The following is a 21,773-nucleotide window of genomic DNA, read 5'->3' as shown; positions in this document are numbered from 1 at the left end:
TTAAGTTCTGTTATTGAGCTTATATTTTGAGTGCATTAAATCCAGCCCTTATTCCACTTTCACTTTATATCCATATGCCTTGGTGTGTGCGCAAGTGCCCATACTGTGACTTTAACTCACATGCTGTACCTGATGGTCAATTGTCTACAGATTTGGAACAGCAGTATCTGGCGGCATTGGTGGCTGACTTTGAAACTCAGCTGGAAATGGCACAAGGGCGCTCTATCCATAGCGTTTTTATTGGGGGGGGGACGCCATCGCTGATTTCTGCACAGGGCTACACATGGTTATTTGAACAGCTCAGGGCTCGTCTGGACTTTGAGCCTGATTGCGAAATCACTTTGGAAGCCAACCCTGGAACGGTTGAGCATGATCCTTTTGCAGATTATCTTGCCGCGGGCATTAACCGATTGTCGATTGGTGTGCAAAGTTTTAATACGGAACATTTACAGCGTTTGGGAAGGATTCATTCTGCCGATAATGCGCTCAGTGCCATTCAGCAGGCGCGGCAGGCAGGCTTTGAGCGTGTTAATGTGGATTTAATGCATGGTTTACCGCAACAAACCCTTGAACAGGCTTTAACTGACCTTAAACTTGCGGTAGAGCAGGGCGCAACCCATATCAGTTGGTATCAGTTAACGATTGAGCCGAATACCGTTTTCTTTCGTACCCAACCTGCTTTACCGCAAGATGAACTGTTGGAGCAGATACAGGAGCAGGGCGAAGCTTATTTAAAGGCACAGGGCTTTATCAATTATGAGGTTTCTGCATGGCGTAAAGAACAGCCATCAGCGCACAACCTGAACTATTGGCAGTTTGGCGATTATTTGGCAATTGGAGCGGGGGCACATGCTAAGATCACCCGTCCAGATGGAATTTATCGTTTTCAGAAAACCCGTTTGCCTAGGGATTATTTAGCCAAGGTTCCTGCGGATCATCTCCAGATGAAAAAGATTGAAGCCGATGAATTGCCTTTTGAATTTATGATGAATGCCTTGCGTTTAAATGATGGAGTTAATGCCGAACTTTATGGGCAGTGTACAGGACTTGATCTAAATGACTTGAATAAAACATTGAACCAATTGCGTGAAAAGAATTTATTGATTAACGATTTAAACCGCATCTCATGTACTAAACAGGGGCATGTGTTTTTAAATTCGGTGTTGGAAAGTTTTTTATAATTTAGCTGCAAGATTGCTTTGAGCAAGAATGCTTAAAGTAATCTATTATTTGTTGTCATCTTTTAGAAAGATAGTTCGCACAAAATAAAAAACCTCATCATTTAAGATGAGGTTTTTTAGAATCTGGTGGGTCGCCCGCGATTCGAACGCGGGACCAACGGATTAAAAGTCCGCTGCTCTACCGACTGAGCTAGCGACCCAGATAATGATCAAAACTATAAAGTGGTGGGTCGTCCGCGACTCGAACGCGGGACCAACGGATTAAAAGTCCGCTGCTCTACCAACTGAGCTAACGACCCTGAGCGAGGATAAGTAAAGCAACGCTTTACCCGAGCGCAAGAGAAAATCTATGACTTTCTTTGGTCTTGGATCCTAAGCAATCAGAGGAAAGATAAATCTTTCAAACACTGCATCGTTTTGATGTTGCGTATTCTAGCAATTTATTCAGCTAACACAAGAGGAAATTGTAAATCATGCGAATGATTGTTTATAAAAAACACGATTTCCTCTCGTTTAGCTAAAAAATAAACTAAAAGCGGTACTGATAATTTTGAATATTGTTAAAGATTTCAGCATTTACATCGCAATAGGCTGTTGCGCCTGGTAATAACACCAACAAACGTTCAGACGTTTTGGCTGGATTAAAGGCATCTTCTTTCAGCTTGTTTTTCTGATACTTAAATGTGCCTGTGGTTTCAACCTTGGCCTGAACGCGAAGGAATACTGGGATTGCGTATGATGGCAGGTATTTCTTGAATACGTTCACCATAGCGCTTAAATCAGCTTCATTCAGTTCTTCACCATCCACAAGCGTGATTGCAGCCATACCTGCACGGCCATTGGTATTTGGAATTTCCACGCCATAAACCACCGCTTCTGCGATCTTGTGGTATTCGCAAACCATGTTTTCAACTTCGGTGGTGGATACGTTTTCACCTTTCCATCGGAAAGTGTCGCCTAAACGGTCCACGAACTGTGCATGGCGGAAACCGATGTCACGAACCAGGTCACCTGTATTGAAGTATGAATCACCCTTGGTAAATACATCCTTAAGAATAACCGACTTGTTCTTTTCAGGATCGGTATAGCCATCAAACGGGGAACGACTGGTAATTTTGCCAATCAGCAGGCCCACTTCACCTGTCTTCACTTTCTTGCAGTGGCCTTTCTTGTCACGGACAAGCTCATTCTTTTCCTTGTCAAACTCAACAATGGCATAAGGGGTAGGAGAGAAGCCCACGGTATTGTCAAAGTTGAAGATGTTGCTAAAGCCAACATTGCCTTCACTTGATGCATAAAGTTCAAGAACCTCCTGCACACCAAAACGTTCCTTGAATTTGCCCCAGATGTTTGGACGCATACCGTTACCAATCATTTTGGTGACACGGTGGGCGCGATCAAGTTCCGTTGTCGGCGCATCAATGAGGTAACGGCAAAGCTCACCAACATAACCAATCGCAGATGCATTGAATTTTTGAACATCTTTCCAGAATGCACTGGTTGAATATTTACGACGTACCGCAAGTGTTGCACTACCCGCAATCACGCCACACCAGCACACCACCACACCTGTTGCATGGTAAAGTGGCAGGGTCACATACATCACGTCATCCTTGCCAAGATTAAGGATATGGCCGTATGTACCATAAGCTAGCGTCCAGCGGCTGTGGGTGAAAATAACCGCCTTAGGCAGACCTGTTGTACCAGAAGTATAGATATAGAACAGGCCATCCTTACCTGTCACTGTACGTGTGGTGGATGGATTGAATTTCGGGAATTGATCAATTTGCTGGGCAAGATTGACATATTCTTTAGGTGCAGTACCAGCATGCTTGCGCGTTTCCTGGTCAGCAAACCAGTGGAAACGGTCCTGTGCAACATTCAGGTCCTGACGGATCTCATCAATGGCAGCACGGACTTCCTCACCTGCAATCACGGCAATTGGATTGACCAGATTGATGCTATGGGCAAGTACCTTGCCGACCTGTGATGTGTTTACGAGTGCGATCGTGACACCAATTTTAGCTAAAGCAACAATCGTAGCAATCAGTTCAGGACGGTTTTCAACCATCACCGCAATAACATCACCCTTTTTTGCGCCAAGAGACAAATAGTAATGTGCAATCTGGTTTGCCCATTCATTTAGTGCTCGATAGCTATAGCTTTGATCTTCAAATAACAGTGCAATACCTTGTGGGTTACGCTTTACTGCTTTTTCAAATGCGATCCCTAAACCAGTTGGAGAGGCTGGTGTCCGCAAATATGCCTGTTTAAGACCACTGAGGATATGAGGTACTTTGGTAATGAAGTTCGGAAGTCGGGTTGCGACATCACCAATGGTAATAATATCGGTCTGCGTAGTTTGGCTCATATCAATCCTGTTTATTTTTTGATCAATCCAAGAAGTGGCTATTTTTTGGAACACTACCATTTAACATCTTTGCTGTTGATGCTGCTTTTAGTGGCAATTCCCTAGAGCAACCAACCTGAGCTGCGTCTAAAGCAGCGCAAGGGCCTACCTCTCTTACAATATCTCAATGACGCTACATTTTACAGTAACAAAAAAGCCTAATCATCGAAATGATTAGGCTTTTGCTTATTGAGTGTAATTTAGCAAATTATTCATTGCCAACGATACTCTTTTTCGGTGGTCGTCCACGAGGGCGGCGAGGGCGGGTAGATTTCTCCTTCTCCGCTTTGGCAGCTTCATCTTCCACATCTGTTTCTTCAGTGCTTGCGACTGGTTCAGTGTTTTCAACAGTCTGCACTGCTTCAACTGCCTCTGTAACCACCGCAGTTTCAGTCTCAACAGCAGCTTGCGCTGACTCAACTGCTTCAACAGGTGCTGTTTCTTCCACCACCACAGGCATTTCTTCATTTGCAAGTGCCAGTGCCTGTTGTTCAGGTGCCGCATCACCAACAGTGTTTTGCGCAACAACAGCCTCAATTGCTGTTTCCTGCACTTCTTGCGTGGTTTCAGTGCTTTCTACAGGGGCACCAGGCGCTATATTGGAAGCCAGATGCTCCTCTTTTGCCTGCTCAGCCGCAAGTTTTGCTAAACGACGACGTTCACGTGGATCGTTGGCAACACGCGAAGCGGATGCTTCTGGTGGTGTTAATGGCAATACAGGTGCTGGTTCAGCTTCTTCGGTTGGCTTCTGGCTTGGAAGTTCTACATCACGTGTAACAGGGCGCTTTTCCTCAGCAGCTGTTTCAACCACCAGGGTGCTGGCATATTGTTCAGCGAACTTCTGCAAGGCACGGTTGAATGTAGTCACTAAACCAAACTGCTCAATCAGGAATTTGCAGTCTTCACCATAAATATGGCGAATCAGGCCACCCATGGTGTATTGTCCCAACGCTGGAATTTGCGATGGTGCAATTTTTGCTGCCACTTTTTGGCTGCTTTGCGCCCCACGCTGACCAGGGCGTGAACGTGGATCATTGCTTGCACGTTTCGCTGGTGCCTGGGTTGCCTCTTCAACTGGTGTTGTTTCAGCAGCAACCTGCTCTGCCTGAACAGGCGCAGTTGTTTCAGCAGCCTCCACAACCGCTTTTACTGGCTCGGCCTGTGGCGCTGGCGCAGTGGTCTGCTGTGGATTGAGCGCAACAATTTCATTTTGTCCCTGATCAATGTTGACGATCAATGCCGTATTCATTGGTTCAGTGCGAGGTGTATCAATCACATCAACTTTAAGCTGCTGTGGATTGGATGCAGCCTCAACTGCAACAGGCGTTTCGTTGAGAACACTTTGGTCACGGTGACGGTTCGGGCGGTTTGGACGCTGCTGGTTATGACGGTCACGACGTGGCAACGGTACAGAGGCATCATTTCCATGAACAGCATCATTTTGCTGTTGCTGGTTTTGTGATTCCTGCGGACGTTTTTGCTGGCGTTTCAGGTCACGTTGCTCTTGACGCTGTTCCTGACGTGACAGTTGAACAACTTCCTCATGCACCTGATTTTGTTGTTCATGGGCAAGTACATGCTGTTCACGCTGCTCTTTATGCTTACGTTTCTTTGGGTTTTGAGACTGATTTGGACGGTTCAGTTTTTCGTCTTTCTCAAACGCTTCGCGAGTTTCCTGCTTTACAGGTGTCTGGGAAATATAGACATTATTTGCTGTTGTTTCCGCAATTGCAGCTGTCTCAACCTGGCCGAATTGACCACGGCTCACAGCGCCATTATTGATCATCTGTTCAATAGCTGACGCCGCATTTTGTGCAGAGCGGGACTGATCAATGGTCTGAGCCTGTTTTTGAACAAACAGGTTCTCTAACCATGCGCAAGGGCTTGCTGCTTTTGACGCTGCTGCCTGTGCCTGTTTTGGCTGGGCAGTGCCTTGCTGTGTTATAGCCTTTTTCTGTGGCGCTGTCGCCTGCTGCTGTGCTGGAGCAGCATGACTGTGCTCAGCTTCTTCCAGATGCCATTCAGAAGACTCATAACCCAGTTGTTTTTCACTGTCACGGGTCGCTTCAGTGCGTTCATAGCTGGATGGCGCAAAGCCTGCTGGATTGTACTGGATTTCATAATGTGGCGTTTCCAAATGTGGATGCGGCAGAATGGTGACACGCACATTGGAGGTTTGTTCCAGATATACAAGGCTGTGACGCTTTTCATTCAACAGGAATGCAGCGATTTCTACAGGGACTTCCACCTGTACCTCGCCTTGACGTTCACGTAATGCAATTTCTTCCACTTTACGCATAATTGAAAGTGAAAGGGAGCGTAGGTCGCGTACCATGCCTGTGCCATGACAGCGTGGGCACACATAGCCCGTTGCTTCCTCAAGCGATGGACGCAAACGCTGACGACTCATTTCCATCAGGCCAAAACGTGAAAGCTGGCCGAACTGGATACGTGCGCGGTCACTTTGAGTTGCTTCACGAAGTTTCGCCTCAACCATGCGCTGGTTGCGGTCCTTGGCCATGTCGATAAAGTCGATCACAACCAAACCGCCAATATCGCGTAAACGAAGTTGACGCGCAATTTCCTCAGCCGCTTCAAGGTTGGTATTTAATGCTGTTTCTTCAACATCATGACCACGGGTTGATTTCGCCGAGTTAATATCGATAGAAACCAGCGCCTCGGTTTGGTCAATCACGATTGAACCGCCAGAAGGAAGTTTTACTTCACGTTCATAAGCAGTCTGGATTTGGCTTTCGATACCGAAATGAGCAAATAATGGCTCATTCTGGGTATAGGTTTTTAACTTGTCCAGCTGACGTGGCATCACAGCTTTAACGAAGTTGTAAGCTTCATTATAGGCCTGTTCGCTATCAATCAGGATTTCAGCAACGTCATCACGTAGATAGTCACGGATGGCGCGTGTCACCACACCCGCTTCCTGATGCACCAGCATTGGTGATAGACCAGAACTTGCCGTACCCTGAATTTGTGCCCAAAGGTCCAGCAAATGCTGTAGGTCAAGTTGCAGTTCTTCCTGTGAGCGACCGATACCCGCAGTACGAACAATGACGCTCATGCCACGAGGTAAATTTAAAGAAGATAGAATTTCTTTGAGTTCTTCGCGCACAGAACCTGAAATCTGACGGCTGATGCCACCACCTTTCGGATTGTTTGGCATCAGAACCAGATAACGGCCAGCCAGTGAAATGAAAGTTGAAAGCGCGGCACCCTTGTTGCCACGTTCCTCTTTTTCAACCTGGACCAATAATTCTGTGCCTTCGGTGATCAGTTCACGGATGTTGGAGGTTTGGCGTGGGTCCGCCTTGAAATACGAGTTTGCAATTTCCCGCATTGATAAAAAGCCCTGGCGCTGAGCGCCGTACTCGACAAAAACCGCTTCTAGAGACGGTTCAACACGAGTGACATGACCTTTATAGATGTTTGATTTTTTCTGTTCGCGAGTACGATTTTCCAGATCAAAATCGTAAAGACGACTACCAGTGATAAGTGCAACGCGAACCTCTTCAGCGTGGGTTGCATTAATCAGCATACGTTTCATGGGTGTGACACCTAATAGTGATACACACAAACAACTCGCTCGCTATTTTTGAGCAAACATCAAATTGGCGTGATCAAGACTCAGGAGCAGCTTTGATATGCGAAGCTCTGAAACCACTGACTGTAAATCCAGTTCTGGGTTCTGATACGGTTATTTCGATGTCGGCAATCCTGCTTCAATCTTGGGTACCGTGATATATCACTGGACCCTAAATGATCCAAGTTTCCTGTGCGCTTCACTGGCGGGTGAGCGGTGCATTGGATGTGATGACTTTCACTGTCATTAAGCATTAAGGCCGCCCCATTTGGACGTCCTGATACGGAATGATCATCGTATCTTCGCCTGGCAGTTCCAATGCATCAACGCTTTAGCCTGAATGCGGCATCAGGGAGCAAATTGTCTGATGTGGATCAGTTTACATTTAATAGCCAACAAACCTGTTGGCAACATATTTTTTCTGGACAAACCGCAGGGTACATTGAAATATCAATAAACCCTATGTGCAGATGCACAATTAAACGCAACAGTTTGCCATTTTTGCCGATATAATAAGCCTTCGGCGTCGGCATAATTCTTTAGGACCTATCCGAGCTATTGGTGAACATTTCGTCAATCTGAAATTTCAAGTTAATAAAATTTCTGAGTTGATGTTCACTTACGGTGGTATCCGTGCGCTGAATATATCAAACCTTGCAGCATCTGCCTATGGGCTAAGTTTAGGTTTCTTGTGAAATAACTTAGCTAAATGATCGTTCTTTAATCGTATTTAGCAAATCTTGGATGAATCTAGCGTATGAATTCTACACAGCAATGGCAAAGTGTCACTTGGTTTGACGTGGATGAGCATCAGGCTGGACAGCGAATTGATAATTTTTTATTTACTCGATTAAAAGGTGTTCCAAAAAGCCGTATTTACCGTTTGATCCGTGAGGGACAGGTCCGTGTAAACAAAAAAAGGGTAAAGGCCGAGACCCGTCTGGAAATTGGCGACCAAGTTCGAGTTGCCCCGATTCGCTACGAACAGAAAGATGACAGTGCGGTCCCTGTAAGTGACAGTGTGGCACAAAGCCTGCTGAGCCGTGTGGTCTATGAGGATGAGGGCCTGCTGGTGGTGAATAAGCCATCGGGCATTGCGGTGCACGGGGGCAGCGGTGTGGCTTATGGCCTGATTGAGGCCCTGCGTGCCGCCACAGGTAAAAAATATCTGGAACTGATCCATCGTATTGACCGTGATACTTCTGGTTTGGTGATGATCAGCAAGAAACGCAGTACCTTAAAATTATTACAGGATTTACTGCGTGAGCATAAAATCCAGAAAACCTATGCGGCAATCGTCAAGGGGCAGGTCAGTCTGGATCAGCAACTGATTGATGCACCTCTATTCCGCTATGAGCTTGCCAATGGCGAGCGCCGTGTGCGTGTCTCTAAAGAGGGTAAGCCGAGTAAAACCGAGTGGAACGTGGTTGAACGTTTCAAGGCGGTAACACTGGTGCATGCCTCGCCTTTGTCGGGACGTACCCATCAAATTCGTGTGCATGGTTTAAGTATTGGTCATCCGCTTATTGGCGATGATAAATATGGTCACAGCACCGCCTATGCTGGTCCAGAGGTCAGACGCTTGTGCCTACATGCCATGCGTCTGCAAATTCCAGGCTACCCAACCATTGAGGCGCCAATGCCTGAAGACATGCAACAGGTTTTAAATGAGTTGAGAAAGCACAAATGAGTCAAAATATCGAACTGGTGATTTTTGATTGGGATGGAACCTTATTTGATTCAGTGGAACAAATCGTGGCAAGCCTGCAATATGCGGCACAACAATTCCAGCAGCCCTTAATCAATGAGGCTGCGAAAAGCATTATTGGGCTGGGTTTGCCAGAGGTGATGCAAATCCTGTTTCCGAAAGTACCGCATTTACAGCAGGATATTTTGCAATGCTATGCAGACCACTACGTTGCGAACTCTAAAGGTGATGCATGGTTTGGTGGTGTTGCTGAGCTATTGGCCGATCTAAAGCGGCAGGGCATCAAGCTGGCGGTGGCAACAGGTAAGAGTCGTAAAGGTCTGGATCGGGTGCTGAACCAAACCAATAGCCACGATATTTTTGACATTACCCGTGCCGCCAGTGAAACCCGATCAAAGCCTGACCCGTTAATGTTGCAGGAAATCCTGCTTGAGACTGGTGTGGCGGTAGAGCGGGCCATTATGGTGGGAGATACCAGTTATGATCTTGAAATGGCGCAAAACCTGAATATGCAGCGCATTGGGGTGAGCTATGGGGTGCATAGTGTGGAAACTTTAAAGCAATACCAACCCCTGACCATTGTCAGTTCAATTCAGGACCTGCATGGCTATTTTCAGGCTGTATTGCCATCCTCTGCCTTGATTGAAAGTTAACCAACACAATATTGATCTGACTGGGGTAAGGATGCCTATAATGCCTTTGTGGTCGGATTGGGCGAAGCCGAGCCATATTTATGTGGTCAGCAATTTACCGCGGCAGATGTGTTGGTGGCAGCCATGTTGTTTTGGCAGTTAAAAATGGGCGAATTTCAAACACACCCCGCGATTGAACGTTATTTGGAGAATGTGAGTCAGCGTCCAGGTTATAAAAAGTTTGCGGATTTTTTTAGTAATGCCTAAAGGGTAAAAAGATAGCCGACTGAATCGGCTATCTTTTTCATCATTGGGACTATGCAGGAATATCGAGCTCAAATACCTGCCGAATTTCTTCCAGAAACTGCTCTGTGGCCAGGCTGGGCTCAAGCCTGTTATGGCTGAAAAATACATCCAGACAGGGCAGGGAATGACTCAGTCGGCGCACCACGATTTGATCGGTTGCCAGCGCCTGCATATAAGAGGGCAGAATGGCACAGCTTTGGCCTGAATGCACTGCCTGAATACTCTCCGCAATGCTGTTGGCTTCAGAAATTGTCTGAAACTGAACATGTTGCTGTTCAATATACTGAGCGATGGTATCAAACAGGGGCTGGGAGAGCTTTTGCGATAGAACGGTTATGGCCAGCCCATTCAATTGCTCTACTGGAATTTCAGTTAATTGAGCCAGTGGATGCTGTTTGGGGAGCATAAACACCAAGGGTTCTTTCAGTATTAACTGACTGGCAAAAACCTCATTTTGAAACTCCTGATTAATAAAAATCATGTCTAAGTCGCCTTTCTTGAGTTCAGCGATTTGGTCACTCTCTTTCAGGTTCAGGGTGCGGATTTGCAGCTTGGGAAGTTTGACCCTCAGGCGCGGTAGAATATAGGGAAAAATACGGATTTCAGCAGAAGGGACAAAGCCAATTTTGAGATACTGGACTTTTGCCGCTGCCACCTGCCGTGCCATGGTGATGGCCTTGTCCGCCTGTGTCAGGGTGAGGCGAGCCTGCTCCAGAAAAACCAGCCCTTCCTCGGTCAGTTCAACCTTGCGTTTGGTGCGGTGAAAGAGCTGTACGCCAATATCATCCTCAAGGTCCTTGATCTGCTGGCTTAATGAGGGCTGCGCCGTGTGCAGCTTTAGTGCGGCTTTACTAAAGCTGAGTTCTTCAGCGACGGTGATGAAGTAACGTAGATGGCGTAATTCCATAAGACTTATCCGTGTGTGTCTTACTGTTATTCTTAATTAAAGTATTAAAAAATAATTCTCATGGCCGCATTATATAGTAGCTGCTTTTCTAGACAATATGCTTTTTTCTAAAATATAAAAAATATATTAAAACGCTATGCCTGTAAGTTTAGCTGAATTGTCATTTGGCGTTATGAGTTCAGTAAAATTGTGTTGATTCAGCCAGAGAAAATCAGCATAACTCAATGACCTTATGTTAGGATCAAGGACCGATTATGGAAAGCCATGTTTTTAAAGGATCAGGCAGATCAAGGCCAGCTTATCGTCCCAAGCCATATCTTGATCTGAAAAAGATACAGCGTTAAAAAATAAGCCATAATCCTAAGCCAATATAACTCAGCCCCACGAGCGATCAGGTTCCACCACAGAAGAAGTACATGAAAGATAAGCCGACATTAACCTACCAATTGCCGACACAATCTTGCTTGAGCCATACCTGGGGGAAACCTCCTTTTCCACATGAGGCCTCTGACCACTGTGGGATTGACCGTTTCTACAACCTGGACAAACCGTTGACACCGTTTGACCGTAAGGGGCTGCTAAAATGGCTGACAACACGTAAATCCTTTACCTGGAATGTTGACCGTAACCATGAGTCGAATCTGCGTAACCAGATGCTTGAGTTGCCGCAAAACCGCCCACATGCTGACCTGAATGACTGGCAGATTTGGTTTGTGGGACATGCAACAGTTCTCATCCAAATAGGCCCTTACAACTTCTTAACCGATCCTGTCTGGTGTGACTATGTCAGCCCAAAGCAGGGACGGGGACCCAGACGGGTTTGCCCAGCGGGCATTGCACTGGAACATCTTCCCACCATCCATGCGGTGTTGTTAAGCCATAACCACTATGACCACATGGATTTGGCCACCCTGGACTGGCTGCACCAGAAATTTGAAATGCCGATTTATACAGGTTTGGGCAATGGCCACTATCTATCGAAGCACCTGCATGTCATTGAAATGGACTGGTGGCAGGAAATCCCCTTTCATGATGAGTTAAAGATCGCCTATACCCCAGCACAACATGCCTCGGGACGTGGTGTCAGGGACCAGAACAGGGCGCTGTGGGGCGGATTTTCACTATTGGCAAGAACGGGGCACTGTTTTTTTGCGGGTGATACGGGGTATGCAGGTCATTTCAAGAAAATTTATGAACGCTATGGGGCTGCAAGAATTGCGTTGCTGCCGATTGGCGCCTATGAGCCACGTCAGTTGATGCGTTATGTGCATATGAATCCACAGGATGCCTTTCATGCGCATCTGGACCTGCATGCGCACCGTTCAGTGGCGATTCACTATCGCACCTTCCAGCTTACCGATGAAGACCGTGATGCACCAGAACATGAACTGATGCAGGCCATGAAATCCTCTTCAAAACTGGTGAACCCTTTTTACTGTATCCGTGAAGGGCGCTTTATTCGGGCCTAGCTTGCTGTAGTGTCCTGATAAAGCATAAGGCAATCATGGAAAGGTTCGCAAGCCCAATATTCATCATCACAGGATTGAACGCTTATTCATGTCATGGCTTGACTAAATTGTCGCCAAATTCAATGTAAAAAGCCATCCTAAGATGGCTTTTTAAAAGGTTCTCAGGAATTAAAGAAAGCTTGGTAAGTGACGGGCTGGGTCCGTTTCGCGGGCAGCCTGTGCATCGGCAACGGTCATGCCAAGTGCTTTTGCAACCCCTTCACCATAGGCAGGGTGACAGGCGTGGCAGTTACGAATATGGCGATATTTGATGAAGTCCAGCGCATCGCCCATTGCACGGGCAGTATTGCCAAACAAGACCTGCTGTTGTTCAGGTGTCATCAGTTCAAACAGGGCACGAGGCTGGCTGAAATAGTCATGGTCATCTTCACGATAATCCCAGAAATCTGCATCACCATTGATTTTTAATGGGGGTTCCCTGTATTGGGGTTGTTCTTGCCACTGGTTAAAGCTGTTTGGCTCATAGTGTGGTAAACCACCATAGTTGGCATCAATACGGCCCTGACCATCACGGTGATTGCTGTGTACAGGGCAGCGTGCCGCATTGACTGGAATTTGCTGGTAGTTCACACCTAAACGGTAACGCTGTGCATCGGCATAGTTAAACAGGCGTGCCTGTAGCATACGGTCTGGTGAGGCACTGATGCCAGGAACCAGATTGCTTGGTGCAAAGGCTGACTGTTCCACATCCAGAAAGAAGTTTTCAGGGTTGCGGTTCAATTCAAATTCACCGACCTCAATCAATGGATAATCACCATGCGGCCAAACTTTGGTCAGGTCGAATGGATGGTAAGGCACTTTCTCCGCATCCTGTTCTGGCATAACCTGAACAAAAAGCGTCCATTTTGGATAATCACCATTTTCAATCGCATCAAATAAGTCACGTTGATGGCTTTCACGATCTTTCCCTACAATGCTTTCGGCTTCAGCATCAGTCAGGTTTTTAATGCCCTGCTGAGTCCTGAAGTGGAATTTCACCCAGAAACGTTCATTGGCTGCATTGATGAAACTATAGGTGTGACTACTGAAACCATGCATATGACGGTAGCTGGCAGGAATACCACGGTCTGACATCACGATGGTGACTTGATGCAGTGCCTCTGGAAGCAGTGTCCAAAAATCCCAGTTGTTGGTTGCACTGCGCAAATTGGTTTTCGGGTCACGTTTGACCGCTTTGTTCAGATCTGGGAATTTACGTGGATCACGCAGGAAGAATACAGGGGTGTTGTTGCCCACCATATCCCAGTTGCCTTCCTCTGTATAGAATTTTAACGCAAAACCGCGAATGTCCCGTTCTGCATCGGCCGCACCGCGTTCACCTGCAACGGTGGTAAAGCGGGCGAACATCTCGGTTTTCTTGCCGATTTCACTAAAAATCTTGGCGCGGGTGTATTGGGTAATGTCATGGGTGACGGTAAACGTACCAAATGCACCTGAACCCTTGGCATGCATACGGCGTTCAGGAATCACCTCACGGACAAAGTTGGCCAGTTTCTCATTCAGCCATAAGTCTTGGGCTAATAATGGTCCTCTCGCACCTGCTGTCATACTATTCTGGTTATCCACTACAGGTGCGCCAAAGTCTGTGGTTAAGTGGCTAAAAGGACATTTTTTATCGTCTTGGCTCATGTTTGTTCTCCATCAAGATGACCTGTGTAAACTCATCTTGACCATTTGACCGTTCTAAAAGATAGATGCTTGAATCAGCTCATATGCAAACTGGGTATCAAAATTTAGATGCCTGTACGGGATTTGCAATGATGATTGAACATCCTTTGTGTTTTTACTTTAGGTTGATGAAAGCTTTTTTTCCAATGGATTAAAGCTGATGCCGTAAATGTTTTATTCGATAAAAGCTGTATAAATATTAAATGTGGTACTGAGAATTGTTGAGCAATAAATTGTTAAAATTTTAAAAAATTCCCATTAAAATAACCAATTAAACGGAATTGAGTAGTTCGTTAAGGGCAGTAGCTATTTTTAGGCACTGACCAAACGATTGGATTTTACCATATCGGCCAAGCCGTGGGTTTTAAAGTAATGCTCAAGCCAGCTTTTAATGACCAGTGAGTTATTCATTTGCAGGACATTGTCCAGCAGCTGTTTGGCATCTGCCATTGGGACATGGCAAATAGCCTTTCTCACCCGCAGGATGTTGCTTGAACTCATGGAAAGCGTATTGAACCCCATCGCCATGAGCAGGATGGCGGTCAGGGGGTCGCCCGCCATTTCTCCGCATACACTAATCGGCTTCTGTTGCTGATGGCAGGCTTGAACAAGGTTTTGCAAAGCCCGCAGCACAGACGGATGAAAATGTGAATAGACATTGGCAACATGCGGGTTGTTACGGTCAACCGCAAGCAGGTATTGGGTCAGGTCGTTGGAACCTACAGAGAAAAAGTCTACCAACTCTGCAAATTCATCAATCTGGAACAGGACACTTGGAACCTCAACCATGATGCCGATTTTAGGTTTGGTGATCTTCACCTGTTCTTCTTCCTGAACCGCAATCCAGTCACGTTCCAGCAAATACAGGACTTCCTCCACCTCGCTGACACTGGTGACCATCGGCAGCAGGATATGTAGGTTATTCAAGCCGATGCTGGCCTTGAGCATGGCGCGAATCTGTGCGGAAAAGATTTCTGGATGGTCAAGGGTAAAGCGTACGCCACGCCAGCCTAGTGCAGAGTTTTCCTCTTCAATGCTAAAGTAGGGTAGGTCCTTATCCGCACCAATATCCAGCGTCCGCATAATCACAGGCTTGTTGGCAAAATGGATGAGCTGTTGACGATAGATGGCACGCTGCTCTTCCTCACCTGGGAAGCGCTCACGCAGCATGAATGGAATTTCACTACGGTATAGCCCCACACCCTTGGCACCGCGTTGAACGCCACGCACCACATCAATCATCAAACCTGTGTTGACGAACAATGGAATTTCCACCCCGTCAGGAGTAATGGCATCACGGGTTTCGTATTGCTTCAAATCTTTGGCAATCTGTTCTTCTTCTTTCTGGACTTCCTTATAGCGTTGACGGAGACGGCGCGGTGGATTGACAAAGACACGCCCCTGATAGGCATCGACAATCATCTCAATGTCATCCAGTGTGTTGATTGGCAGTTCGGTGACACCAACAACGGTTGGAATCCCCAGGGCACGTGCCACAATCACCATATGTGAATTGGCTGCACCTTCAGAGGTCACAATCGCCGCAATATTATCGACAGGCAGTTCAACCAGTGCCGCAGTGCTGATCTCCTCGCCAATCAGGATACTGTCAGGGCTGAGTTCACGATGGCTTGAATCCGCCTCCTGTAGGCAGGCTAAAATGCGCCGTCCCAAGTCCTTGAGGTCAGAAACCCGTTCGCGCAGGTAATCGTCCTCCATTTGTGCAAACAGTGCCACATGCTTGTCAATGACTTTGCGCACTGCACCCTGAGCCCAGCTACCTGTGCGGATATGGTCCTTGATTTCACTGGGTAATGCATTTTCATCCAGCATGCGCAGGAACACGCTGAATAACGCGCGTTCCTCTGACATGAGGGAATCCTGCATTTTTTCATCCAGAGACTGGATTTCCTTACGAACAGAGGCAATGGCCTGATCAAGCAATGCCAGCTCGTCACTGATGTCCTCAGCTTCACGATCTGGAATTGCGGTCAGGTCGGCAGGTGGATAGAGCACAATCGCCCGACCCAATGCGATACCACCCGCGCCAGAAACGCCCTGAAAGGTCTTGTAGGTGGAACCACTATTCGGTTTTCGGAAAACATCAATATTTCCGACTGCATGGGCATGGGCGATGACGCCAGAAAGCTGTGCGCACAGTGTGACAAGGAACGATTCAGCCGCCTCGCTAAAGTCCTGGGATTCCTTGTTCTGAACCACTAGAACGCCCATCACCTTGCGACGGTACATGACAGGTACGCCAAGGAATGAGTTAAACAGCTCTTCACCTGTTTCGGGTAAATAGGCAAAACGTTCGTGTTTTGGGGCATTGTCGAGGTTGACAATTTCCTCACGTTTTCCAACCAGGCCCACCAGACCTTCACCCACGCTTAAGGAAACGTGTCCAACCGCCTCAGGCTTTAGGCCCTTGGAGGCCATCAGCACATAACGCTTGTTGCGTTCATCCAGCAAATAAATCGAGCAGACATCGACATGCATGGCCTCAGCCACATGGTTGACCATAATGTCGAGGGAATCATGCAAACTGACGGACGCATTGATTTCCTGCACAATGCGTCTGAGCGTGTCGAGTTGCATGTTTGACATGAGGTGTCTGCTCCTGTTTATTGAATCGTTATATGCCTATTTATAACAGCTATATCGCTAAAAATCATTGCTTAAAATGATGATTTCGCGACAATTAACGCTGAGGTAACTGTAAACACAACTCCATCATGGCCTTGCGGTAAACATCACGCTTGAAGTTGACCACCTGACCCAATGGATACCAGTAACTCACCCATTGCCATTGATCAAATTCGGGTGGGTCTGACAGGTTTAGCTGGATATGGTGCGGCGATGCCGTCAACCTCAGTAAAAACCATTTTTGCTTTTGTCCAATACATACGGGATCTGAATCTGACCGAATGTACCGATGTGGCAAACGATAACGCAGCCAACCTTTAGTTTGCGCTATAATCTGGACGTGTTCGGGCAATAAACCGACTTCTTCTCTCAGTTCACGGTAAAGTGCCTGTTCAGGGGTTTCTCCAAACTGGATCCCTCCTTGTGGAAATTGCCAAGCATTGTGACCAATGCGTTTTGCCCATAAAACTTGTCCATCATCGTTTGCCAAAATGATCCCGACGTTGGGTCGGAAACCTTCTGAGTCGATCATTTGGCTACCTAAATTTTCTCTATATCGTTGACTTTGATCTCGGGGACAGTCACTCTTCACGTCCAACTCGAAAAAGGTCAAAGTAAAATGTTTAAATTGCTATGATCTTAACGAATTTTTAGTGACTTACGGAAATAGATTTACGTTTTTTTTCTTTAATTTGCATTTAAATGAGCATTTATATGAAATTGGCTTTGTTTGATTTAGATCACACCCTGTTAAATACCGATTCTGACCACTCATGGGGTGAGTTTTTGGTCAATGAAGCCCTGGTTGATCCTGTCCATCATCGCCAAATGAATGACAAGTTTTATGAAGACTACAAGGCGGGACAACTCGACCCAATTGCCTATAATGAATTTGTATTTGAATTTCTCACCAAACATGACAATGCTTATTTAACTGAACTGCATCAGTTGTTTATGCAAAAGGTGATTCGTCCACAAATGCGTCCCAAAGGTTTTGAGGCCATCAGGAAGCATCAGGATATGGGACATGCCATCGTTGGGATTACCGCAACCAGTGATTTTATTACCGCACCAATTTTCCGTGAGTTTGGCATTACTGAAATTATTGCCACCAATGCCGAGGTGCTTGAGGGTAAATATACGGGTAAGGTCACAGGCTTGCCATGCTACCAGAAAGGTAAGCTGGCACGTCTGGACCAATGGCTAGATGGTCGGATGGTTGAAGAATCGTGGGCCTATTCAGACTCGATTAATGACCGTTTCCTACTTGAATATGCCACCCATGCCATTGCAGTCAATCCTGATGATCGTTTGGAGAAGCTGGCACGCGAACAGGGCTGGGAAATTCAGGACTGGTCGATTTAATCAAAAAATATAGAAAAATGTTAAACATATTACAGTTTTAATATGTTTAACATGTTGAATAATAAGAAGATCAATAATTGGATATAAAAAATGCAAGAGTATCGTGATGAAACTGAACAAACTAAAAAACCAACCTGGCTAGATTATGTCGCCGAAGGTTGTGGGGAATTGATCGTACAACTTACATTATTGGGAATCTGTTTTTTAATTGGGAATGTTTATTTTGCCTATGTTGCTTTTGGCGTAGGTGCACTATTTCTGATTTTACCTTTTGCGATGTTAGTTTATTTTATAGCGAAAAAATATGTGAAAAAGCAAAGGCTAAACTATCAAAAAGCTCAGCAGAATGAGAAGTGAAAATATTTTGTTTTTAGGAAAGGATTTTTTTGATATAAAAATGTTTTTGATAGGGGTAAATAATGAAAAAACAACAAATTGAATTGCCAGAAAAGTTGTGGAAAGAGCAAAGCATTGATTTAACCCGACACAGCTATCGAGGTAAGTTACTCACCAAAAGTGAAGGTTTTAAATTAGGCAAAACGCAACGCAAAAAAATTCCGCGTGAGCAATTATCACAATTGTCAGAACGACCAAAAGATACAACGGCTTTAATGATTTATGATTGGAGCAATCAGGGGCGTTTAGAAAAGCTTAAGCCCATTCGTGCCAAAAGGATGAGTGTGTCTCCATTTACCTTTTATCCGAATAGCCGTAAAACCTCGGGGTTTAGCCCGAGGATATAAGGCTGCAATCCGCTAGTCCCCCTTGTGGGGATTGGCTAGGATTGCTAAAAACATTTGAATCTAGTAATCCATGTGCTATGATAATTACGTTGTATATTTTTAGTCAGCAGACTGATACAACACGAAAAAAAACAGTTTTCCCCATTGTAATCCGTGCACTCTTTGCAATCCGAAAGGTAGGACTACATTGGAATAAGAAGCAGAGAACTATAGTATCTGTTTCGTGGCAGGACATTGCCATCTAGCAGTAGGAATCCCCGTCCTTTAGGTCGGGGAGGATGTCAACGTGGTATGCCTTCCCTGATGCTGTTTGATCAGGCATGGGAGAAGCATCATTCAGGTTTGTTTCAACAGATTTGTGGTGATTGTCATTTAAGTAATTTTGGCGGTTTTGCCAGTCCTGAGCGTAATCTCCTGTTCGGAATCAATGATTTTGATGAGACCTTGGTTGCGCCATTTGAATGGGACTTGAAACGTTTGGCAACCAGCTTTGTGATTGCCGCACAAGATGTTGGGTTGGGCAACCGCGTAGGCTTAAAAGCCATTAAAACCATGTTGAATAGTTACCGCCAGCACCTACTTGAAAATATGGAGTTATCACCATTACAGGTATGGTATGAGAAAGTTGATGCCAGTACATTGCTGGAAAATACGGAATGTCGGAAGCTCCGAAAGAAACGGGCCAGACATCTGGACTCCGCGCAGAAAAGAAATGCCCACTCGGTTTTACCTAAACTGACCCAGCAAGACAACGAGACGGGCTTTCGATACTTTATTGATGATGAACCTTTGCTTTGGCATCCGAAGTCAAATGAACCATTCAACAAAAATGTTGATGAGTTTTTTAGACAGTATCGTGATTCATTGAAACATGATCGGCAGGTCCTATTTGACCGTTATCAACGTACCGATGTGGCATTCAAAGTGGTTGGGGTGGGGAGTGTGGGTACACGTTCAGCCATTGCACTGTTTCAGGATGCCGATCGTGAGCCGTTGATTTTGCAGATGAAAGAAGCCAACCCCTCTATTTTAAGTCCATTATTCCCTGAAAAAGTGAAGCATGAAGGCGAGCGTGTGGTGTATGGCCAGCAGTTGATGCAAGCTGCAAGCGATATTTTTCTTGGCTATTCCACCTTGGGGCAGCATTTCCATGTCCGCCAACTACGTGATATGAAGATTTCAGTCGACTTAACCGATATGGACGATGAGTATTTTCATGAATATGCGGAAAGTTGTGGTCTGGCTTTAGCCCATGCCCATGCCAAGGCGGGGAATGCCGATGTTTTGATGGGTTATCTGGGCGAGGGGAATACCATGGTGGAGGTTTTACAGGAATATGCCACAAAGTCTATGGAACGGAATTTAAATGACTATCAGCATTTTATGAATGAGATTGCCGATGGTAGGATTCAGATTGCTGGAGATGAGGCACTTTAATCATCGGTATATTGCTACAGATGAATTGAAATAATTTAAAAGGTTTGTGAAAAAAATGTTTAAAAAAATGATGTCTGGTTTAAATATGCAAGGGGTAAACGTCGAAACACGTTTATATAATCCTACGTTACAGGCTGGTGAGACACTACGCGGTGAAATTAATTTTACTGGTGGGTCAACGAATAAGGAAATTAATGGCTTATATCTAAAATTGATGACCATTGCAGAGGTTGAGTCTGGCGATCATGAATTTAATCAGGCTTTGGTGCTGGATCAGTGGTTGATTAGCTCGAAATTCTTGCTGGCTGCAAATGAGTCACATCATATTCCATTTACCATGGAAATCCCTCATGAAACCCCCATCACTGAAGTTTCCTGCCGACGTAATGGCGCTCGTGTATGGATTGAAACACACATGGATGTTGACTGGGGACTAGATTCAACCGATCGTGACTATTTAAAAGTGACCCCAACACCAGCGATGCAGGCTTTTTTACAGGCGATGCAACAATGTGGATTTGTTCTGTCGACTGTGGATGTTGAAAAAGGGCAACTGACCGCAAGAAATTTTAGATCAACGATTGGCTGCTATCAGGAGCTAGAGTTTGTATCTTCACAGATGTTTAGTGGTTTTAATGAGGTTGAGGTGTCCTTTGTTGCTGAAGCGCAGCAAACGCATATCATGCTGGAAATTGATCGTACCTTTCGCTCAGATCAGTTGCTGACGATGACCATATCCAACCATAATCTGGACGTGAATCAGATCACGCAGCAGCTTCGCCGTTTATTGCAGATTGGATAAAGGATTACACCATTCCTCCCTAAAGGGAGGTTTTTTGTCATCTTATTGTCATCTTTTCTTCTTAAGATTTAAGCATGAAAATAAAAATAAATCAGGAAGCACAGACTTCCAACAAGCTTGATGCATTAATTCAATTAAAACGCCATCAACCGCATATAAAAATACGCTGGATTATCCTGCCGATTTTAGTCTTACTGCTCATGTATAGCTGGCAACAGCAGATCTTTACCGCTTGGGTTTTACTCCCATTAATATGGACAATTATTGTTTTAAACCATGTTTTGATCGCCAAGACTCGAAGGAATAAATTAGAGAAGATTGAGCAACTCAACATTGATCCAATATTTTGGAATAAATTAAAACAACAATATCCCGAACTGAGCTTAAAACAACGTCGGCTGATTGAACTTGGATTTAAGGATTATTTGGCATTACACGTGATGCAAAAACAAGCCTATGCCATGCCTTCACATGCAGTCGATGCTTTATGGCATGTGATGTTGCAATATCCGATCCAGTATCAGCAATTATGTGAGCAAACCATAGGTCGAATGTTGAATCATAGCCCTTATGACGGAACAACGAGACCAGAAGAACAAGCAAAGCAATTATTTGAAGCTTGGAAATATAGCTGTATGTTACATGGATATAATCCAAGGAATACGATGCAATTGCCACGACTATTTGCGGTTGATCAGGTGTTGGGTTGGGAAAATGGACAATCGTTTGAACTGGCGCAAATGACTAAAGATTTTGCAAAATATGTGCAAGATCAATCATCATCTTCATCCAGTTGTGGCAGTAGCTGTAGCAGTTGTGGCGGAGGCGGTGACTAACTTATCTT

The 21,773-nt window shown here is 45.5% G+C and carries 14 protein-coding genes, 2 tRNA genes and 4 pseudogenes; 12 read left to right on the top strand and 8 right to left on the bottom strand.

The genetic code is table 11. The features are described 5' to 3' along the window. Positions 1-26: 26 nt before the first annotated feature. A complete protein-coding gene (hemW, locus tag F967_RS12250; RefSeq protein WP_004800204.1) occupies positions 27-1,181 on the top strand; it encodes a radical SAM family heme chaperone HemW in 1,155 nt (384 codons plus the stop codon). A 124-nt stretch (positions 1,182-1,305) separates the two neighbouring features. Here the strand turns inward: hemW and F967_RS12245 are convergent. From F967_RS12245 to F967_RS12230, 4 genes are all read right to left on the bottom strand, one after another. Next, positions 1,306-1,381 (bottom strand) — tRNA-Lys (locus F967_RS12245). Between the two features lie 23 nt (positions 1,382-1,404). Then, positions 1,405-1,480 (bottom strand) — tRNA-Lys (locus F967_RS12240). 230 nt (positions 1,481-1,710) lie between these two features. Next, positions 1,711-3,552 carry a long-chain-acyl-CoA synthetase gene (locus F967_RS12235; RefSeq protein WP_004800203.1) on the bottom strand — a complete coding sequence of 614 codons (1,842 nt, stop codon included), beginning with the start codon at positions 3,550-3,552 and terminating at the stop codon, positions 1,711-1,713. 247 nt (positions 3,553-3,799) lie between these two features. Further along, entirely contained in the window at positions 3,800-7,150 is a 3,351-nt protein-coding gene (locus F967_RS12230) for an Rne/Rng family ribonuclease (RefSeq protein WP_004800202.1), read from the bottom strand. 354 nt (positions 7,151-7,504) lie between these two features. On the opposite strand from F967_RS12230, the pseudogene F967_RS14775 reads away from it, so the two are divergent. From F967_RS14775 to F967_RS12215, 4 genes and pseudogenes are all read left to right on the top strand, one after another. Beyond that, a pseudogene (locus F967_RS14775) lies at positions 7,505-7,881 on the top strand (hypothetical protein). A gap of 62 nt (positions 7,882-7,943) precedes the next feature. Beyond that, on the top strand, positions 7,944-8,876 hold the full coding sequence (locus F967_RS12225) for an RluA family pseudouridine synthase (protein WP_004800201.1): 933 nt from the start codon (positions 7,944-7,946) through the stop codon (positions 8,874-8,876). Continuing rightward, on the top strand, positions 8,873-9,547 hold the full coding sequence (locus F967_RS12220; protein ID WP_004800200.1) for an HAD-IA family hydrolase: 675 nt from the start codon (positions 8,873-8,875) through the stop codon (positions 9,545-9,547). Before F967_RS12225 ends, F967_RS12220 begins: the two co-directional genes overlap by 4 nt. A gap of 27 nt (positions 9,548-9,574) precedes the next feature. Then, a pseudogene (locus F967_RS12215) lies at positions 9,575-9,793 on the top strand (glutathione binding-like protein); the annotation flags it as partial. A gap of 49 nt (positions 9,794-9,842) precedes the next feature. On the opposite strand, the gene F967_RS12210 reads toward F967_RS12215, so the two are convergent. Further along, complete coding sequence (locus tag F967_RS12210) at positions 9,843-10,739, bottom strand: LysR substrate-binding domain-containing protein (protein ID WP_004800198.1); 897 nt, start codon at positions 10,737-10,739, stop codon at positions 9,843-9,845. 416 nt (positions 10,740-11,155) lie between these two features. Here F967_RS12210 and F967_RS12205 point away from each other — a divergent pair, with 416 nt between their 5' ends. After that, positions 11,156-12,208: an MBL fold metallo-hydrolase gene (locus F967_RS12205; protein ID WP_004800197.1), complete on the top strand. Its 1,053-nt coding sequence runs from the start codon at positions 11,156-11,158 to the stop codon at positions 12,206-12,208. Between the two features lie 168 nt (positions 12,209-12,376). Here the strand turns inward: F967_RS12205 and F967_RS12200 are convergent, their stop codons facing one another. The 3 genes from F967_RS12200 to F967_RS12190 all read right to left on the bottom strand — a co-directional run bounded on the left by F967_RS12200 (position 12,377) and on the right by F967_RS12190 (position 17,114). Beyond that, positions 12,377-13,897 carry a catalase gene (locus F967_RS12200; protein ID WP_004800195.1) on the bottom strand — a complete coding sequence of 507 codons (1,521 nt, stop codon included), beginning with the start codon at positions 13,895-13,897 and terminating at the stop codon, positions 12,377-12,379. 351 nt (positions 13,898-14,248) lie between these two features. Beyond that, positions 14,249-16,543 carry a phosphoenolpyruvate--protein phosphotransferase gene (gene ptsP / locus F967_RS12195; protein ID WP_004762195.1) on the bottom strand — a complete coding sequence of 765 codons (2,295 nt, stop codon included), beginning with the start codon at positions 16,541-16,543 and terminating at the stop codon, positions 14,249-14,251. A gap of 94 nt (positions 16,544-16,637) precedes the next feature. Next, on the bottom strand, positions 16,638-17,114 hold the full coding sequence (locus F967_RS12190) for an RNA pyrophosphohydrolase (RefSeq protein WP_004674529.1): 477 nt from the start codon (positions 17,112-17,114) through the stop codon (positions 16,638-16,640). 182 nt (positions 17,115-17,296) lie between these two features. Here F967_RS12190 and F967_RS12185 point away from each other — a divergent pair, with 182 nt between their 5' ends. The 6 genes and pseudogenes from F967_RS12185 (at position 17,297) to F967_RS12160 (ending at position 21,765) form a co-directional block, all read left to right on the top strand. Then, complete coding sequence (locus tag F967_RS12185; RefSeq protein ID WP_004680586.1) at positions 17,297-17,947, top strand: HAD family hydrolase; 651 nt, start codon at positions 17,297-17,299, stop codon at positions 17,945-17,947. A gap of 90 nt (positions 17,948-18,037) precedes the next feature. Further along, positions 18,038-18,304, top strand: a complete 267-nt coding sequence (locus tag F967_RS12180) for a hypothetical protein (RefSeq protein WP_004680584.1) — start codon at positions 18,038-18,040, stop codon at positions 18,302-18,304. A gap of 62 nt (positions 18,305-18,366) precedes the next feature. Further along, positions 18,367-18,648, top strand: a pseudogene (locus F967_RS12175) (hypothetical protein); the annotation flags it as partial. Positions 18,649-18,975: 327 nt separating this feature from the next. Further along, positions 18,976-20,127, top strand: a pseudogene (locus F967_RS12170) (DUF2252 domain-containing protein); the annotation flags it as partial. 55 nt (positions 20,128-20,182) lie between these two features. Further along, complete coding sequence (locus F967_RS12165; protein ID WP_004680582.1) at positions 20,183-20,929, top strand: sporulation protein; 747 nt, start codon at positions 20,183-20,185, stop codon at positions 20,927-20,929. A 74-nt stretch (positions 20,930-21,003) separates the two neighbouring features. Then, complete coding sequence (locus tag F967_RS12160; RefSeq protein WP_004800189.1) at positions 21,004-21,765, top strand: glycine-rich domain-containing protein; 762 nt, start codon at positions 21,004-21,006, stop codon at positions 21,763-21,765. The last annotated feature ends 8 nt before the right edge of the window (positions 21,766-21,773 follow it).

This window comes from Acinetobacter sp. CIP 102637, from assembly GCF_000368425.1.
Lineage (GTDB): Bacteria > Pseudomonadota > Gammaproteobacteria > Pseudomonadales > Moraxellaceae > Acinetobacter > Acinetobacter parvus.
The sequence above is the reverse complement of the archived record's forward strand: the minus strand, read 5'-3'. Positions and strand labels throughout refer to the sequence as shown.

Bases quoted from the DNA above. Each gene is read 5' to 3' on its own strand.
- F967_RS12190 (WP_004674529.1), bottom strand. From the start codon at position 17,114: ATGATCGACTCAGAAGGTTTCCGACCCAACGTCGGGATCATTTTGGCA.
- F967_RS12210 (WP_004800198.1), bottom strand. From the start codon at position 10,739: ATGGAATTACGCCATCTACGTTACTTCATCACCGTCGCTGAAGAACTC.
- F967_RS12160 (WP_004800189.1), top strand. From the start codon at position 21,004: ATGAAAATAAAAATAAATCAGGAAGCACAGACTTCCAACAAGCTTGAT.
- F967_RS12165 (WP_004680582.1), top strand. From the start codon at position 20,183: ATGTTTAAAAAAATGATGTCTGGTTTAAATATGCAAGGGGTAAACGTC.
- F967_RS12205 (WP_004800197.1), top strand. From the start codon at position 11,156: ATGAAAGATAAGCCGACATTAACCTACCAATTGCCGACACAATCTTGC.
- F967_RS12185 (WP_004680586.1), top strand. From the start codon at position 17,297: ATGAAATTGGCTTTGTTTGATTTAGATCACACCCTGTTAAATACCGAT.
- ptsP (WP_004762195.1), bottom strand. From the start codon at position 16,543: ATGTCAAACATGCAACTCGACACGCTCAGACGCATTGTGCAGGAAATC.
- F967_RS12220 (WP_004800200.1), top strand. From the start codon at position 8,873: ATGAGTCAAAATATCGAACTGGTGATTTTTGATTGGGATGGAACCTTA.
- F967_RS12230 (WP_004800202.1), bottom strand. From the start codon at position 7,150: ATGAAACGTATGCTGATTAATGCAACCCACGCTGAAGAGGTTCGCGTT.
- F967_RS12200 (WP_004800195.1), bottom strand. From the start codon at position 13,897: ATGAGCCAAGACGATAAAAAATGTCCTTTTAGCCACTTAACCACAGAC.
- F967_RS12235 (WP_004800203.1), bottom strand. From the start codon at position 3,552: ATGAGCCAAACTACGCAGACCGATATTATTACCATTGGTGATGTCGCA.
- F967_RS12180 (WP_004680584.1), top strand. From the start codon at position 18,038: ATGCAAGAGTATCGTGATGAAACTGAACAAACTAAAAAACCAACCTGG.
- F967_RS12225 (WP_004800201.1), top strand. From the start codon at position 7,944: ATGAATTCTACACAGCAATGGCAAAGTGTCACTTGGTTTGACGTGGAT.